Source organism: Chromobacterium sp. Ag138 (assembly GCF_055181315.1).
The window spans coordinates 550,472-564,637 of sequence record NZ_JBUPWA010000001.1; the positions used below are offsets into that span (position 1 = coordinate 550,472).

Here is a 14,166-nt window from a genome sequence, read left to right on the forward strand (position 1 = left end):
TGTATGCAAGCGCCGAACAGCGTAATCTTCAGTCACTACAAAGTGCATATTCCGGCGCGATGAGCCGGGAGCGATGCAGACCCTGCAAGTGGAGACTGGCGGCATGCCGCCAGGCCTGCGACAACCTTAAGCCAAGAAGGTCTCGAGTCATGTTAGAAGCTTACCGTCAGCACGTAGCCGAGCGCGCCGCGCTGGGCATTCCGCCCCTGCCGCTGTCCGCCAAGCAGGTCGAAGAACTGGTCGAACTGCTGAAAAATCCGCCCAAGGGCGAAGAGAGCGTGCTGGTCGACCTGATCACCCACCGCGTGCCGCCGGGCGTGGACGACGCTGCCAAGGTCAAGGCCTCCTTCCTGGCCGCTGTCGCCGAAGGCGGCGTGAAATCGCCGCTGGTTTCCCGCGAGCTGGCCACCGAGCTTTTGGGCACCATGCTGGGCGGCTACAACATCAAGCCGCTGATCGATCTGCTGGACGATCCGTCCGTCGCCAAGATCGCGGCCGCCGGCCTGAAGAAAACCCTGCTGATGTTCGACTCCTTCCACGATGTGAAGGAGAAAATGGACAAGGGCAACGCCGTCGCCAAGGAAGTGGTCGAGTCCTGGGCCAACGCCGAGTGGTTCACCAGCCGCCCGGAAGTGGCCCAGAAAATCACCGTCACCGTGTTCAAGGTGCCGGGCGAGACCAATACCGACGACCTGTCGCCGGCCCCCGATGCCTGGAGCCGTCCGGACATCCCGCTGCACTACCTGGCGATGCTGAAGAATACCCGCGCCGACGCGGCCTTCAAGCCGGAAGAAGACGGCAAGCGCGGCCCGATGCAGTTCATCGACGATCTGAAGAAGAAAGGCCATCTGGTCGCTTACGTAGGCGACGTGGTAGGCACCGGCTCCTCCCGCAAATCCGCCACCAACTCGGTGGTGTGGGCCACCGGCCAGGACATCCCCTTCGTGCCGAACAAGCGCTTCGGCGGCGTGACGCTGGGCGGCAAGATCGCGCCGATCTTCTTCAACACCCAGGAAGACTCCGGCTCGCTGCCGATCGAAGTGGACGTGTCCAAGCTGGAAATGGGCGACGTGATCGACGTTTACCCGTACGCCGGCAAAATTGAAAAGAACGGCGCCGTGGTGGCCGAGTTCAAGCTGAAATCCGAAGTGATCCTGGACGAAGTGCGCGCCGGCGGCCGCATCAACCTGATCATCGGCCGCGGCCTGACCGCCAAGGCGCGCGAAGCGCTGGGCCTGCCGGCCTCCACCGAATTCCGCCTGCCGAAGGCGCCGGTCGATTCCGGCAAGGGCTTCAGCCTGGGCCAGAAGATGGTCGGCCGCGCCTGTGGCCTGCCGGAAGGCAAGGGCGTGCGCCCGGGCACTTACTGTGAACCGAAGATGACCACCGTCGGCTCTCAGGACACCACCGGCCCGATGACCCGCGACGAGCTGAAAGACCTGGCCTGCCTGGGCTTCTCCGCCGACCTGGTGATGCAATCGTTCTGCCACACCGCCGCTTACCCCAAGCCGGTGGACGTGAAGATGCACAAGGAACTGCCGGCCTTCATTTCCACCCGCGGCGGCGTATCGCTGCGCCCGGGCGACGGCGTGATCCACAGCTGGTTGAACCGTCTGCTGCTGCCTGACACCGTCGGCACCGGCGGCGACAGCCACACCCGCTTCCCGATCGGCATTTCCTTCCCGGCCGGCTCCGGCCTGGTGGCCTTCGCCGCCGCCACCGGCGTGATGCCGCTGGACATGCCGGAATCGGTGCTGGTGCGCTTCAAGGGCAAGCTGCAGCCGGGCGTCACCCTGCGCGACCTGGTCAACGCCATTCCGCTGTACGCGATCAAGCAAGGCCTGCTGACCGTGGCTAAAGCCGGCAAGAAGAACATCTTCTCCGGCCGCATCCTGGAAATCGAAGGCCTGCCGGATCTGAAGGTCGAGCAAGCGTTCGAGCTGACCGACGCCTCGGCCGAGCGCTCCGCCGCCGGCTGCACCGTGCACCTGAACAAGGAGCCGATCGTCGAGTACATGCGCTCCAACATCACGCTGATGAAGGCCATGATCGCCGACGGCTATCAGGACGCCCGCACGCTGGAGCGCCGCATCAAGTCGATGGAAGAGTGGATCGCCAACGGCCAGCTGCTGAAGGCCGACGCCGACGCCGAATACGCCGCCGTGATCGACATCGACCTGGCCGACGTGAAAGAGCCGATCGTCGCCTGCCCGAACGACCCTGACGACGTGAAATTCATGTCCGAAGTGGCCGGCACCAAGATCGACGAAGTCTTCATCGGCTCGTGCATGACCAATATCGGCCACTTCCGTGCCGCGTCCAAACTGCTGGAAGGCAAGGCCGACATTCCGGTCAAGCTGTGGGTCGCTCCGCCGACCAAGATGGACGCCAAGCAGCTGACCGAAGAAGGCCACTACGGCGTGCTGGGCCGCGCCGGCGCCCGCATGGAAATGCCGGGCTGCTCGCTGTGCATGGGCAACCAGGCCCAGGTGCGCGAAGGCGCGACCGTGATGTCCACCTCCACCCGCAACTTCCCGAACCGTCTGGGCAAGAACTCCAACGTGTTCCTGGGCTCGGCGGAACTGGCCGCGATCTGCTCCAAGCTGGGCAAGATCCCGACCGTGGAGGAGTATCAGGCCAATATCGGCATCATCAACGAGAAGAGCGCAGAAGTTTACCAGTACCTGAATTTCGACCAGATCGCCGAATATCAGGAGCTGGCCGCCAGCAAGGCCTGATAGCCGAATCGATTACCTTGGTGATGGCGCCGTTCGCCCGCATGGGCGGGCGGCGTTTTTTTTACGGGAACTTGGCTGGGGATGCCGCAGACCAACCCGGCCATCTCAATGCGTCAAGGAAATGAAGCGAATATGGAAGTCACAAGCGCGCCGTATCAGGATCTGCCGCCGGCCTGGCGCCGGGAGATCAACGCCATGCTGCATCTGGCCTACCAATGCGAAGGCGAGCCCGATCTGGACGAGGCGCTGCACAGGCCGGCGCTGGATGCCCGCGCGTTCTGGCTGGCGGACAATGGGCGGCTTGCCGCCTACGCGTCCGCGTTTGGCAAAACCATCATCCACCAGGGAGCGGTCTTTTCGCTGGGCAGCCTCGGTTGCGTCGCCACCCAGCCGGCAATGCGCGGCCGCGGCCTGGGCGAGCGCGTGGTCGCCGCCGCTTCGGATTGGCTCAGAACCTGCGGCCGCTACGACATCGCGGCGTTCTCCTGCGATGCCGGGCTATTGCCGTTTTACCGGCGGGCTGCGGGGTGGGAGGCGGCTGACATCGTGCTGATTGCCAATGACGACGAAGAGGCCTTGCGCAGCGACGCGCTGGGCAAGGTTGTGGTGCTGGAGTTGCTGTCGGAGCGGGCCAGGGCGGCGGAAGCGTCGTTCCGCGGCGCGACGGTCAATCTGGGCTTGCCGCCGGGAGAGTTAATCTGAGCGTCAGCGCGGCGCTTTGCGGCGCGGCGCCTTGGCCGGCAATTGCATGCCAAGCTCCAGCTCGAACAGGCTGCCGGTGCGGCCGGTTTGCGACTGGCAGGCGATCATCAGCGCGCGGTTGATCGCCTCTTTCTTGCTGACGCCCCACCATTCGATCATCTTGTCCAAAGACTTCTGCGCGTCCCGGCTCAGTTCCACCGTCACCGACAACTCCTGCAGCCGGTTTCGGCGCAGCTCGCGGCTGCGGCGCTTGCGCTCGGCCACCGTCATCGCCCGTTCGCCCAGCGGTTTGCGGCCCGGTTTCTTGGGCACTCCGCCTATCAGGTCGAAGGTGTAGTGATCGCAAGGGTCTTTCATCGAAGAGTGACGGGTCACGGCAAGTAAACGAGGGGGCGCAAGGATACCATAAACATGGCATTTGCGCTGAAGCCGAAGCGGCGGGCCGATAAAAAAAGCCCCGCACGCGGGGCTTTTCTGCAAACCGGATGCGGCGAGGCTCAGTTCACCGGGCAGCTGTTGGCTGCGCGGTAGTCCACCACCTTGATCTTGCCGGCGATGATGTCCTTGCGCGCGGCGACGATCTTCTTTTCCATTTCCGGCGTGATCAGCGCGCGGTTGTATTGGTCCAGCGACCAGTCCACGCCGTTTTCCTTCAGCCCCATCACCTTGACGCTGGGCTTCCACTTGCCGTCCTTGGCATCGCGCATGGTTTCGTACACCGCGTTGTCCACGCGCTTGACCATGGAGGTCAGCACGGTGCCCGGCTGCATGTAGTTCTGGTTGCTGTCCACGCCGATGTAGTACTTGCCGGTGGCCTTGGCGGCCTGGATCACGCCCACGTTCGACAGCGCGGCCGCGGCGAAGATCACGTCGGCACCGCGATCGAACTGGCTCTTTGCCAGCTCATTGCCGCGGGACGGGTCATTGAAGGCGGTGTGGGTGGTGCCCAGCATGTTCTGCAGCACCACGGCCTTCGGGTTCACGTAGCGGGCGCCCTGCGCATAGCCGCAGCCAAAGGCGCGGATCAGTGGCACGTCCATGCCGCCCAGGTAGCCCACCTTGCCGGTCTTGGATTTCAGCGCGGCGGCCATGCCCACCAGGAAGGAGCCTTCCTGCTCCTTGAAGGCGATGCTCTGCACATTGGCGCCCTTGGCCACCGAGTCCACCAGCGTGAACTTGGTGTTCGGGAATTCCTTGGCCACGGTCTCGATCGACTGGGTGTAGGCGAAGCCCACGGCCACTACCAGGTCGGCGCCTTTGCGCGCCATATTGCGCAGCACTTGCTCCTTCTGCGCATCGTTGCTGGGCTGACCTTCGCGGTAATTGATCTTGAACTCTTTCTTGAAGCGTTCGGCGCCGGTATAGGCCGCTTCATTGAAGCTCTTGTCGAACTTGCCGGCCTGGTCGTACACCACGGCCACGTTGAAGTCCTTGGCCAGCGCGGAGCCGGCGAGCAGGGCGGCGGCTACGGCGCATCCTGCGGTCTTGATCGCAAACGTCATTTTCATCAGCTTTTCTAGTAGTAGTTTTCGAGATGGCTTGCCCGCGAGCCTGTCGCGGGCGCTTCAACGAGGGGACATGCCGTGCCGGGGAGAGGGAGGCCTCGAGCGACAGGATGCGACGAGGCGGGCGCCGCGCCGTCGTCAGACAGCGCATGCAACCCGCCCATTGAAGCGGCGAGATTCTACCCAGCGCCACCCCTCGTGTAAACCAATATAGACGAAACGCGCGCGAGAACCGCCAGGTCAGCGTGTTGGCATTGGCGGCGGCCCGTTTGCGATGCGGATCGCATCGCCGGCGTCACTCCTCGCTGATGCTTTCATGCGCGCCGGCGTCGCCGCGCTTCCAGTAGCCCGCCACCCGCATCCTGTCCTTGGACAAACCGCGCTGTTTCAGCAACTGGTGGATGGAACGCATCTCGCCGCTTTCTCCGGCCGCCCAGACAAAGCCGGCGCCAGGAGGCAGATCGCGGCCGTCCAGCGCTTGCTCCAGATCCTCGCCCCGGCTCCGGTAGCGCCAGACGATCTCCACTCCGGCCGGCGCGGCAAGCTCGAAACGGCAATCCGGGCTGTCGGCCAGGATCAGCGCCAATCCCCGCGCGTCGCCCGGCAATTCCTCCAGTCTGCGGGCGATGGCCGGCAACGCGGACTCGTCGCCCAGCAGCCAGTGCCAGTCGAAACCGGAGGGAATGACGCGCGAGCCGCGCGGACCGCCGATGCCCAGCATGTCGCCGGGCTTGGCGCTCAAGGCCCAGTCGGCGGCGATGCCGCCCGCGTGGACGACGAAATCGATATCCAGCTCTCCGGCAGCCGCGTCGTAGCGGCGCGGGGTGTAGTCGCGCATCGGCGGCTTGGGTTTGTCGGCCGGGAAACGGATGCCGCCGTCCTCGGCGACGGCGGGCAAGGCTGGCTGCTCGGCGCCAGGTTCGGGGAAGAACAGCTTCACGTGATCGTCGAAGGATGCGGAAACGAATCCATCCAGATCATCGCCCGTCAGGGTGACGCGCAACATGGAAGGCGACAGCCGCGATACGCGCGCCACCAGTAGCAGGCGGAAGCGCAAGGGATGGCGCAGGCGTTGGATCTCAAGTTCGGTATTCATAAGATTTCCTCAGGATTTTTCCGCGCCGGCGATTTCGGCGACGGCGCGTTGCAGGATGGCCGCGATGCGGCGCTGTTCGTCAGGCTCCGCCTGGTCTCGGAGCAGCAGCGCGTGCTTCAGCGCGCGCCTGGCCTCGATCAGCTCGCGGGTCCAGCCGGCCGCGCCGTCTTCGCCGATCTCCTCGCCGGCGTAGGCGCGCCGCGCCAGCTCCATCTTGCGGCCGATGTGGGTCAGCTTGGCCAGCGTCAGCTCCACATGTTCGCGATGGAGCGCCAGCCGCTCCCGGCCGGCGTCCGCGATGGCGTAGCACTTTCGCTTGCCGTGGCTGGAGGCGGTGACTTGGCCCGCTTCCTCCATGCGGGTGAGGGCGGGGTAGGCCACCCCCGGGCTGGGGCTGTAATAGCCGTTGGAACGGGCGGACAGCTCCTTGATCAGTTCATAGCCATGACAGGAGCGCTCATTGATCAACGCCAGCAGCAGCAGCTGCAGATCGTCGGAGCCGAACTTGCGCCCGCGGGCCAGCGCGCCGTCATCGCCTCCGCGGCGATGCGATCCGCGCATTGCCCGCAACCTACGGCGAATCGGATGTCGGTATGGATTGCACGGCATGGCCAGGCCTTTTTCTGGATGATGTGTCTTACGATATATATCGTAAGATATAAAGTCAAGTGAAGAAGCCAGGTTGGCGGGCAGATCAAGCCTGAGCGCCGTTTCCATGACAAAAATCAACAAAATACATTTGAATATTGAAATTGAATAATGGCATCGGTTATCGTTGGCAGTTGTTTACAAATTCCGTGAGCGAAACATGGCCAGAACCCTTTCCTTGAAACGGCGGCTGTTGCTGCAGACCGTCAGCGCGATCGTCCTGGTCTGCGTGCTGGGCACCTTGTTGATGAACGCCCTGCATCGGCAGATGATGGATGACCGGCACGACCAGGTGCGCACCCAGGTGGAAAACGCCGCCAGCCTGGTGGCGATGCATGAAGAGCAGGCCGCCGCCGGCCTGGTGCCGGAGGCGGAGGCGCAGAAAATGGCGCTGCAGGAACTGGCAAGGCTGCGTTTCGACGGCGACGAGTACTTCTTCACGCTGGACCGCAATCTGAAGTGGCTGTCGCACGGCATGAACCCCAAGCTGGTCGGCAAGGACATGCACAGCGTCAAGGACGGCGCCGGGGCCAATATCGGCGCGCTGTTCGAGCAAACCATGCGCAGCGGCGGCGGCAAGGGCTTCGTCAACTACGTATGGGACAAGCCCGGCGCCAGCTCGCCGCAGCCCAAGCTCGCCTATTTCCAGAGTACGCCGCGCTGGGGCTGGGTAGTGGGCACCGGACTGTATCTGGACGACATCAACGCCACGCTGACGCGGCAATTGCTGAGCGTGGGCGCGCAGGTGCTGCTGTTCATGGCGGTGAGCTTGTCGCTTGGCTGGTGGGTGTACCGCAGCGTGATGCGGGAGTTGGGCACGGAACCGTCCGAAGCCGCCGACATCGTGCGCGAGATCGCCGCCGGCAAGCTCGACCGGGAGATACAGGTGGGGGCCGGCCATCAGGACAGCCTGCTGGCCCACATCCGGGAGATGCAGGGACAGCTACGCCAATTGGTGGGCGACATCATGCGCGACGCCGAGGAGCTGGGCCGTCTGAACGCCGACGTGGTGGATGGCGCGCGCATGGTGGCCGGCAACTCCCAGGGGCAGAGCGAAGGCGCGGCGGCGATGGCGGCCTCGGTGGAGCAACTGACGGTCAGCATCAACCATATCGCCCAGCACGCGTCCGACGCCCGCGCGGTATCGCAGGATTCCGGCCAGTTGTCCGAAGCCGGCAGCCAGGTGATCGCGCGCGCGGTGGAGGAAATGCAGGGCATCAGCGCCACCGTGGACCTGACCGAGGCCGCCATTTCCGAGCTGGCCAGCAAGACATCCACCATCTCCAGCATCATGCAGGTGATCAAGGACATCGCCGATCAGACCAATCTGCTGGCGCTGAACGCCGCCATAGAGGCGGCGCGGGCCGGCGAGACCGGCCGCGGCTTCGCGGTGGTGGCGGACGAGGTGCGCAAGCTGTCGGAGCGCACGGCCAAGGCCACCGAGCAGACCGCCGACATGATCGCCGAAATCCAGGCCAGCTCGGACTTGTCGCGCAGGAATATGAGCGATACGGTGGCCAAGGTGAAAACCGGCCTGGAGCTGGCGGAGCAGGGCGGCGAACTGATCCAGCAGATCCGCGGCAGCGCCAGCCAGGTGGTGCAGGTGGTGAACGACATCTCGCACGCGCTGCAGGAGCAGGGCACCGCGAGCCAGGACATCGCCCGGCATGTCGAGCAGATCGCCCAGGTGGCGTCCGGCAACGCGGTCGCCGCCACCCAGGCGTCGGAAAGCATACAGCGGATAGACGAGGTGACCGGCAACCTCAGGCTGTCGGTCGCGCAATTCCAGGTCTGACGCTCAGCGCCCTGCCAGCGAGTAGCGCGCGGGATCCGCCGCCCGCGCGCGCTGGCGGTAGAAACGGTCTAGCTCGGCGCGGTAGCGCTGCGAGGATTCGGGAGACAGCCAGCGCTCCTGGGCCTGGCGGTAGGCGGGGTCGGCGACAACCTCGCTCAGCAACTGGTCTATCTTCAATATCGCCATCCTGCCCCAGCGGGTGCGCGGGCAGGCGATGCCCACCGGAATCAAGGTCGCGCCGACGATGGGCAGACTGGTCAGCGGGTGCTCCCGGCTCTGCTCGTCCCGGTATTTGAAGTTGGGTTCGTAATCCAGGGTGTAGTCGGCGCGCCCCAATTCCAGCAGTTTGAACAAACCGTCGTTGGTCGGGAGATTGGGAATCTCCCTGACGTTCGATCCCCCTTTGCCATCCGCCAGCAGGCGATCGACTTCAGCAGTGTAGCTTCTGCCCGCGGCGGCGATGCCGCGCAGCCCGGGCTTGCGGATCAGCTTGTCCAGCACCGCCTCTCCCGCCTCGTTCAGCGGCGCTTGCGCCGCCGCCTCCTTGCGGATCACCAGCCGCAACGGCAGCTGCATGTGGGTCAGCGTGAAAAAGGCGAATTTCTCCCTCTCGGGCGTCGGAATCAGGTTCATCCTGCATAGCTGGCTGCCGCGCTGAAGCTCCAGTGTGCTGCGCGCGGTGCTCATCACCATGAATCGATGCTCGGCCTCCGGCCAGCGCGCGATGATCAGCTTGAGATAAATGTCGTTCTGGCCGGTGGTGGGTTTGCCGTCGCGGATGATGAAGTTGGGCGCCCAGTCGGACAACACCCAGGTGATCTGGTAAGGCTCGCTTGCGCGGGCCGCGGCGGCGGCAAGCGCCAACAGGGCGAAACGGGCCAGATTGCGCCACGAGATGACGGGAGGGAACGCGAGCATCGGCACTCCATGCGGCGCCCAGGCCGCTGAATTCATTCTAGACCGTCGATTTTCAGCAACCAATTGCTCAGCGGACGGTCTGTTCCTGCCTTACTGACGGATTTCGCGCGGTCTGCCTTGCCGCAACGGCGCAGACTGGGCTTTTCAGCGGGCCGTTTTTGCTTCCGCCGCCAGACTGCAGTAGCATGTGCGCCCCGCGCAAGGGCGCGGCGGGACAACGAAGCAACAGGCCGCAAAGGCGACAACAATAATGACTGAAAATTTTCGCGGCGGGGTGGCGTCATGATGGTGGCCACCCATGTCGCATTCGGCGCGTTTTGCGCGGTCTCCGCGGCGCTGATCCTGCATTTGCCCGCCATGATGGCGGTGCTGCTGCTGGCCGGCGGGCTGGCCGGCTCGCTGCTGCCGGACATTGACCACCCCCAAAGCTGGCTCGGCCGGCGCATTCCCTTTCTTTCCCGTCCCATCGCCTATCTGTTCGGCCACCGCGGCATCACCCATAGCCTGCTGGCGGTGGTCGGCGTGTTCTACGCCAGCGCCGCCTGCCTGCATGGCTGGAACGTGCGGCTGGGCCATGCGATGCCCATGGTGCTGGGCTTGTGCGTCGGCTACGCCTCCCATTTGGTCGGCGATTGGCTGACGCCCGCCGGCATCCCGCTGCTGTGGCCGATCCGGGTGCGTTTCCGGGCGCCGCTGATGCTGCTGCGCCCCAAAATGGCCGAGCCCATCATGACGGTGCTGCTGTGGTTCGGCGCCGGCTTTTTGATGTCCCGCGCGCTTTAGCTGTTGCATCCGCGCCCCGGAAGCCGTTCCGCCTCCGCAATCCCGCGCGGAATGCCATGCGCGGCGGCCCCGCGCGGGTATGCTATCGGCTAGCCGCCGCATTCTGACTGCTTGGGCGGCGGCGAGGCCGAATGGCGGATGCGCCCGCTTCCGGCCGGAACAGGGGGGCGGAATGAAAAAATGGATGGCGCCCGCGGCGCTGTTGCTGGCGGCGGCGCTGGCGGGGGGCTATTACCTTTACCAGCGCGAGGCCGAGACCGCGCGCCAGGGCACGCTTTACGGCAATGTCGACATTCGCGAAGTGGCGCTCGCCTTCCGCGTTTCCGGCCGGCTGGCCTCCGTGCTGGTGGACGAAGGCGACAGCGTGCAGCCGGGGCAGATCCTGGCGCGGCTCGATATCGAGCCGCTGAAGAACAGCTTGAACGCCGCCCTGGCCAACGAGGCGGCGCTGGCGGCGCGCAACGCGCTGATACGCAAGGGCAGCCGCAGCGAGGACATCGCCCAGGCGCGTTCCAGACTGGAGGCGGCCCAGGCCGCCGTGACCCAGGCCGAGAGCGAATACCGGCGCCAGCGCGACCTGGTCCCGGCCGGCGGCAGCAGCCGGCAATTGCTGGAGGCCACCCGTTCGCAACGCGATCAATCGTTCGCCCAGCGCGATGCCGCCGCCCAGCAGTTGAAGGCGCTGGTCGCCGGCTTCCGGCCCGAGGAGATCGCCGAATCCGATGCCCAGCTGAAGCAGGCGCGGGCCAGCGTCGCCTCCGCGCGCCTCGCGTTGAAAGACGCCAGCCTGCAGTCTCCCAGCGCCGGCATCATCCTCGCCCGCGCGGTGGAGGCCGGCAGCCTGGTCCAGGCCGGCACGCCGGCGTTCACGCTGTCGCTGCGCCAGCCGGTATGGGTTCGCGCCTATGTCGGCGAATTCCAGCTAGGCAAGTTCTCCACCGGAACCGAAGTGCGGGTCTCCAGCGACAGCCGCCCGGACAAGAGCTATCGCGGCGTGGTGGGTTTCGTGTCGCCCACTGCCGAGTTCACGCCCAAATCGGTGGAGACGCCCGATTTGCGCACGGCGCTGGTCTACCGGATACGCGTGGTGGTCGGGGATGCCGACGCCGCGCTCAGCCAGGGCATGCCGGTGACGGTGAGGCTGGCGCAGTGAGCGCCGCCATCCGCGCCGCAAGCTTGGGCAAACGCTTTCCCGGCGCGGCGGCGGACGCGGTATCCGGCGTGGATCTGGACATCCCCCCCGGTTGCGTGGCCGGACTGGTCGGGCCGGACAGCGCCGGCAAGACCACGCTGCTGCGCATGCTGGCCGGCTTGCTGACGCCCAGCGCGGGGGAGGCGAGCGTGGCCGGGCTGAATCCCGTCGCCGACAGGGACGCGCTGCGGCGGAGCATAGGCTATATGCCGCAGAAGTTCGGCCTGTACGAAGACCTGACCGTGCAGGAAAACCTGGACCTGTACGCCGACTTGCGGGAAGTGCCCGTCGCCGAGCGCGAGCGGGATTTCGCGCGCCTGCTGGCGCTGACCGATCTCGCGCCGTTCACGGGCCGCCACGCCGGCAAGCTGTCCGGCGGCATGAAACAGAAACTGGGCTTGGCCTGCTCGCTGCTGGGCAAGCCGCGCGCCTTGCTGCTGGACGAGCCCGGCGTCGGCGTCGACCCCATCTCCCGGCGCGAGCTGTGGAAGCTGATCCGCGCGCTGTCGGCCGACGGCATCACCGTGCTGCTCAGCACCGCCTACCTCGACGAGGCCGAATCCTGCGACAGGGTCTACCTGATGGCCGGCGGCCGGATACGCGCCGGCGGGCCGCCCGCCGAACTGACCGCGCCGCTGGCCGGGCGCTGTCTGCAACTGGCCGGCATCTCGGGCAGCCGCCGACGTCTGCTGCAGCGCCTGTTGCGTCAGCCGGCGCTGATGGACGGCACGATACAGGGCCACAGCCTGCGCCTGTTGCTGCGCGACGAAAATCGCTGGCCCGACCTGGCCGCGGCGGAGGCGGGCCCGGATGCCAGACTGCAGCCCACCCGGCCCAGGCTGGAGGACGCGTTCATCAGCTTGCTGGACGGCGGTCCGGGCGGAGACTCGGCGCTGGCGGAAGTGATGCCCGACCTGCCGCGCCGCGATGACGGAGCGGTGATCGAGGCTCGGCGGCTGAGCAAGCGTTTCGGCGATTTCCGCGCCGCTGACGACATCAGCTTCGCGGTGCGCCGCGGAGAGGTGTTCGGCCTGCTGGGGCCGAATGGCGCCGGCAAGTCCACCACATTCAAGATGGAATGCGGCCTGCTCAAGCCCAGCGAGGGGCAGGCTCTGGTCATGGGGCTGGACTTGAAAGCCAGCCCCAGCGCCGCCCGCCAGCAGCTGGGCTATATGGCGCAGAAGTTTTCGCTGTACGCGCAGCTGACGGTGCGGCGCAACCTGATGTTCTACTCCGGCGTCTACGGGCTGGCCGGAAAGGCGCAGCGCGACAAGGTGGCGCAGATGGAGCGGGTGTTCGGCCTGGGGCCGCACATGGACAGCCCGGCCGGCGAGCTGCCGCTGGGCTTCAAGCAACGGCTGGCGCTGGCCTGCGCGGTGATGCATGAGCCGCCGCTGCTGTTTCTTGACGAGCCCACCTCCGGCGTCGATCCGGTAACCCGCCGGGAGTTCTGGACCCACATCAACGGCCTGGCGGAGAAAGGCGTCACCGTGCTGGTGACCACCCATTTCATGGACGAGGCCGAATACTGCGACCGCATCGCGCTGGTCTATCGCGGCCGGCTGCTGGCACTGGATACGCCGGACGCGCTCAAACGCCGGGTAGAAAGCGCGGCCTTGCCCGATCCGACGATGGAGGATGCCTTCATCCAGCTGGTGGAGGAGGCCGACCGATGAACCTGCGCCGCCTAGCTGCGCTGTGCCGCAAGGAAAGCTACCAGATCGTCCGCGACCCGAGCAGCATCCTGATCGCCTTCATCCTGCCGGTGGCGCTGTTGTTCATCCTGGGCTATGCGGTGAACCTGGACTCCGCCCACATCCGGCTGGGCTTGCTGCGCGAGGACGCCGGCGGCGCCGCGCAACGGCTGGCCGCGACGCTGTGCGCCACGCCGGCGCTGGACGTGCAGCCGCTGCGTTCCCGCCCGGAGATGGAGGAGAAGCTGGCCCATGGCAAGATACGCGGCGCGGTGGTGATTCGGGAAGGCTTCTCCCGAGACTGGATCGACGGGCGGGGAACGGTTCAATTGCTGACCGACGGCGCGGAGCCGAACACCGCCAACTTCGTCGCCGCCTATGTCCAGGGCGCCTGGCTGCGCTGGCAACAGGCCGAAGGCGACGAGCGCGCGCAGCCCTTCACCCCAGCCATCGATATCCGCCAGCGCTTCTGGTTCAACCCCAGCGCGGAGAGCCCCAATTTCCTGGTGCCCGGCACCATCGCCATCGTGATGACCATCGTCGGCGCGCTGTTGTCCTCGCTGGTGGTGGCGCGCGAATGGGAGCGCGGCACTATGGAAGCCCTGCTGGCCACGCCGGTGAGCCGTGCCGAGCTGCTGCTGTCCAAGATATTGCCGTATTACGCGCTGGGCATCGCCGCCATGCTGCTGTGCCTGGTCGTCGCCGTGTTCGTGATGCGGGTGCCGTTCCGCGGGCCGCTGTGGCTGCTGTGGCTGATGTCCTCGCTGTTCCTGGCCAACGCGCTGGGCATGGGCCTGTTCCTGTCCACGGTGATGCGCACCCAGTTCGATGCCGCCCAGGCCGCGCTGACCGCCGGCTATCTGCCGGCGCTGATGCTGTCCGGCTTCGTGTTCGAAATCTCCAGCATGCCGGCGCCGCTGCAATGGCTGACGCGCATCCTGCCGGCGCGTTATTTCGCCAGCACGCTGCAGACGCTGTTCCAGGCCGGGGTGATTCCGTCCCTGTTGTGGTTCAACGCCGGCAGTCTGATCCTGCTGGGGGCGTTCTGGCTGGGACAGACCGTGCGCAAAACCCGCCGCACGCTGGACTGAAGCC

General features: G+C 65.9%; 12 protein-coding genes. 7 read left to right on the forward strand and 5 right to left on the reverse strand.

The features are described 5' to 3' along the window. Positions 1 to 149 precede the first annotated feature (149 nt). Together acnB and ACY3GB_RS02440 are read left to right on the forward strand one after the other, a co-directional pair. Complete coding sequence (acnB, locus tag ACY3GB_RS02435) at positions 150 to 2,738, forward strand: bifunctional aconitate hydratase 2/2-methylisocitrate dehydratase (RefSeq protein WP_463087325.1); 2,589 nt, start codon at positions 150 to 152, stop codon at positions 2,736 to 2,738. A 132-nt stretch (positions 2,739 to 2,870) separates the two neighbouring features. Further along, positions 2,871 to 3,440, forward strand: a complete 570-nt coding sequence (locus ACY3GB_RS02440; protein WP_463087326.1) for a GNAT family N-acetyltransferase — start codon at positions 2,871 to 2,873, stop codon at positions 3,438 to 3,440. A gap of 3 nt (positions 3,441 to 3,443) precedes the next feature. Here ACY3GB_RS02440 and ACY3GB_RS02445 read toward each other — a convergent pair whose 3' ends face one another. The 4 genes from ACY3GB_RS02445 to ACY3GB_RS02460 all read right to left on the reverse strand — a co-directional run bounded on the left by ACY3GB_RS02445 (position 3,444) and on the right by ACY3GB_RS02460 (position 6,602). Continuing rightward, entirely contained in the window at positions 3,444 to 3,797 is a 354-nt protein-coding gene (locus ACY3GB_RS02445) for a hypothetical protein (protein ID WP_166439110.1), read from the reverse strand. A 140-nt stretch (positions 3,798 to 3,937) separates the two neighbouring features. Further along, positions 3,938 to 4,948 (reverse strand): BMP family lipoprotein, encoded by a 1,011-nt coding sequence (locus tag ACY3GB_RS02450; protein WP_463087327.1) that lies wholly within the window; start codon positions 4,946 to 4,948, stop codon positions 3,938 to 3,940. A gap of 292 nt (positions 4,949 to 5,240) precedes the next feature. Continuing rightward, on the reverse strand, positions 5,241 to 6,041 hold the full coding sequence (locus ACY3GB_RS02455) for a siderophore-interacting protein (RefSeq protein ID WP_463087328.1): 801 nt from the start codon (positions 6,039 to 6,041) through the stop codon (positions 5,241 to 5,243). A gap of 9 nt (positions 6,042 to 6,050) precedes the next feature. Further along, a complete protein-coding gene (locus tag ACY3GB_RS02460; protein ID WP_463087329.1) occupies positions 6,051 to 6,602 on the reverse strand; it encodes a PadR family transcriptional regulator in 552 nt (183 codons plus the stop codon). A gap of 247 nt (positions 6,603 to 6,849) precedes the next feature. Here ACY3GB_RS02460 and ACY3GB_RS02465 point away from each other — a divergent pair, with 247 nt between their 5' ends. Then, complete coding sequence (locus ACY3GB_RS02465; RefSeq protein WP_463087330.1) at positions 6,850 to 8,484, forward strand: methyl-accepting chemotaxis protein; 1,635 nt, start codon at positions 6,850 to 6,852, stop codon at positions 8,482 to 8,484. A gap of 3 nt (positions 8,485 to 8,487) precedes the next feature. Here ACY3GB_RS02465 and ACY3GB_RS02470 read toward each other — a convergent pair whose 3' ends face one another. Next, positions 8,488 to 9,402, reverse strand: coding sequence for a TIGR02285 family protein (locus ACY3GB_RS02470; RefSeq protein ID WP_463087331.1), 915 nt, complete (start codon positions 9,400 to 9,402; stop codon positions 8,488 to 8,490). Positions 9,403 to 9,684: 282 nt separating this feature from the next. On the opposite strand from ACY3GB_RS02470, the gene ACY3GB_RS02475 reads away from it, so the two are divergent. The 4 genes from ACY3GB_RS02475 (at position 9,685) to ACY3GB_RS02490 (ending at position 14,162) form a co-directional block, all read left to right on the forward strand. Then, positions 9,685 to 10,185 (forward strand): metal-dependent hydrolase, encoded by a 501-nt coding sequence (locus ACY3GB_RS02475; RefSeq protein ID WP_463087332.1) that lies wholly within the window; start codon positions 9,685 to 9,687, stop codon positions 10,183 to 10,185. 172 nt (positions 10,186 to 10,357) lie between these two features. After that, positions 10,358 to 11,338 carry a secretion protein HlyD gene (gene hlyD, locus ACY3GB_RS02480; RefSeq protein ID WP_463087333.1) on the forward strand — a complete coding sequence of 327 codons (981 nt, stop codon included), beginning with the start codon at positions 10,358 to 10,360 and terminating at the stop codon, positions 11,336 to 11,338. Beyond that, positions 11,335 to 13,053: an ATP-binding cassette domain-containing protein gene (locus tag ACY3GB_RS02485; RefSeq protein ID WP_463087334.1), complete on the forward strand. Its 1,719-nt coding sequence runs from the start codon at positions 11,335 to 11,337 to the stop codon at positions 13,051 to 13,053. Before hlyD ends, ACY3GB_RS02485 begins: the two co-directional genes overlap by 4 nt. Beyond that, positions 13,050 to 14,162 carry an ABC transporter permease gene (locus tag ACY3GB_RS02490; RefSeq protein WP_463087335.1) on the forward strand — a complete coding sequence of 371 codons (1,113 nt, stop codon included), beginning with the start codon at positions 13,050 to 13,052 and terminating at the stop codon, positions 14,160 to 14,162. The genes ACY3GB_RS02485 and ACY3GB_RS02490 overlap by 4 nt, the downstream gene beginning before the upstream one ends. Positions 14,163 to 14,166: the final 4 nt, after the last annotated feature.